This window comes from Brevundimonas sp. (genome assembly GCF_031412435.1).
Classification (GTDB): domain Bacteria; phylum Pseudomonadota; class Alphaproteobacteria; order Caulobacterales; family Caulobacteraceae; genus Brevundimonas.
Window position 1 is genome coordinate 1 of the sequence record NZ_JANODA010000017.1, and the last position, 2,272, is coordinate 2,272.

Below are 2,272 nucleotides of genomic sequence, written 5' to 3' on the forward strand. Positions count from 1 at the left end.
TGCGCCAGTCCCGCCACCAGGCGACGAACCGGCCCAACCCCTCGGCCAGGGCGACCCTGGGCGCATAGCCGGTCAGGGCATTGAGCTTGGAGACATCGGCATAGGTGGCGGTGACATCGCCGGCCTGCATCGGCCGCATGACCTTAACCGCCTCGCGCCCGAGCGCCGCCTCCAGCGTGGAGATCATGTCCATCAGGCCGACCGGACTGGAGTCGCCGATATTGTAGACCTCGTGCCCTCCCCGGGCCGGCGGGTGGTCCAGCACGCCGACCACCCCGTCGACGATATCGTCCACGAAGGTGAAGTCCCGCGCCATCTTCCCCTCGCCGTAGACCTCGATCGGGTCGCCCCGCATGATCTTCTCGGTGAAGCTGAAATAGGCCATGTCGGGCCGGCCCATCGGCCCATAGACGGTGAAGAACCGCAGGCCGGACTGGGGGAAGCCGTAGAGCGAGGCGTAGCTCTGGCTCAGCAGTTCGCAGGAGCGTTTGGTCGCGGCGTAGAGGGAGACCGGGGTAACCGTCGGATCGTCCTCGCGGAAACCCTGCCCGGCCAACGGTCGGTCGCCGTAGACCGAGCTGGAAGAGGCGTAGACCAGATGCTCGACGCCGTTGTGGCGACAGGCCTCGAGGATCGACAGATGTCCCTGGAGGTTGGAGCGCTGGTAGGCGAAGGGGTTTTCGATCGAGTAGCGGACCCCGGCCTGGGCGGCGAGGTGGACGACGCGCCTGGCGCCCGATGACCGGACCAGTTCGGCCATCGCCTCGGCATCGGCGATGTCGGCGCGGACCATGCGAAAGGCCGGATACGCGGCCAGTCGAGCCGCCCGCAGATCCTTCAGGGCCACATCGTAGTAGGCGTTGAAGTCATCGACGCCGATCACCGTCTCGCCGCGCTGAAGCAGGCGTTCCGCGACATGCATGCCGACGAAGCCGGCGGCGCCGGTGACGATGACGGTCACGGGGCTCACCCCCGGCCGATGCTGGTGTAGGCGAAGCCGCGGGCGCGCATTTCCGCCGGGCGATAGACGTTCCTCAGATCGACGATAACCGGTGCGCGGGCCAGGAGCTTGATGCGGTCCAGATCGAGAGCGCGGAACTGGTCCCACTCGGTCAGGATGACGACGGCATCGGCGTCCTCGATCGCGCTGTAGGCGTCCTCGCGATAGTCGACATCAGGCAGAAGCTTCTGCGCCTCGTGCATGCTCTCGGGATCATAGGCCTGCACCTTCACGCCGGCGGCGATCAGGGCGGGGATGATGTCCAGGCTCGGCGCATCGCGCATGTCGTCGGTATTGGGCTTGAAGGCCAGGCCCAGGATGCCGACCGTCTTGCCCGCGCCGAAGCCGCCCAAGGCCGCGAGGACCCGGTCGGCCATGGCCTTCTTGCGGGCGTCGTTGACCTCGACGGTCGTCTCCACCAGCCGGACCGGCGTGCCGTACTGCTGGGCCGTGCGGACCAGTGCGACGGTATCCTTGGGGAAGCAGGAGCCGCCGTAGCCGGGGCCGGCGTTGAGGAATTTCGAGCCGATCCGGCCGTCCAGGCCGATGCCCTTGGCGACCTGCTGCACGTCGGCGCCGACCTGTTCGCACAGGTCCGCGATCTCGTTGATGAAGGTGATCTTCAGGGCCAGGAAGGCGTTACCTGCGTATTTGATCAGCTCCGACGTCCGGCGCGACGTGTAGATGACGGGGAAGTCGTTGAGGCTGAGCGGGCGATAGACCTCGGCCATCACGGCCTTGGCGCGGTCGTCGTCGGTGCCGACCACGACGCGATCCGGGCGTTTGAAGTCCTCGATCGCGGCGCCTTCGCGCAGGAACTCGGGATTGGAGACCACGGCGAAGTCGGCGTCCGGATTGACGCGGCGGATGATGGCCTCGACCTCGTCGCCGGTGCCGACCGGAACGGTGGACTTGTTGACCACGACCGTGAAGCCCTGGACCAGTCCGGCGATCTCTTCGGCGGCCGAATAGACGTAGGACAGGTCGGCGTGACCGTCGCCGCGACGTGTCGGGGTGCCCACCGCGATGAAGATGACGTCAGCCGAACGGATGGCCTCGGCGCCGTCGAGGGTGAACTCCAGACGGCCGGCCTTGACGTTGTCAGCCACCAGCTGGTCCAGGCCCGGTTCGAAGATCGGGATTTCGCCCCGGTTCAGCCGCTCGATCTTGGAGGGATCCTTGTCGACGCAGACGACCGTGTGGCCGAAGTCGGCGAAACAGGCGCCGGACACCAGACCGACATAGCCGGTGCCAATCATCGTCACGCGCATC

General features: G+C 66.9%; 2 protein-coding genes. Both read right to left on the bottom strand.

Translation table 11 applies throughout. The features are described from left to right. A partial coding sequence (locus RMO01_RS03205) for an NAD-dependent epimerase/dehydratase family protein (RefSeq protein ID WP_409013036.1) occupies positions 1-922 on the bottom strand: 922 nt, incomplete at its 3' end. A 44-nt stretch (positions 923-966) separates the two neighbouring features. Then, positions 967-2,271 carry a UDP-glucose/GDP-mannose dehydrogenase family protein gene (locus tag RMO01_RS03210; RefSeq protein ID WP_309627606.1) on the bottom strand — a complete coding sequence of 435 codons (1,305 nt, stop codon included), beginning with the start codon at positions 2,269-2,271 and terminating at the stop codon, positions 967-969. Position 2,272 lies beyond the last annotated feature (1 nt).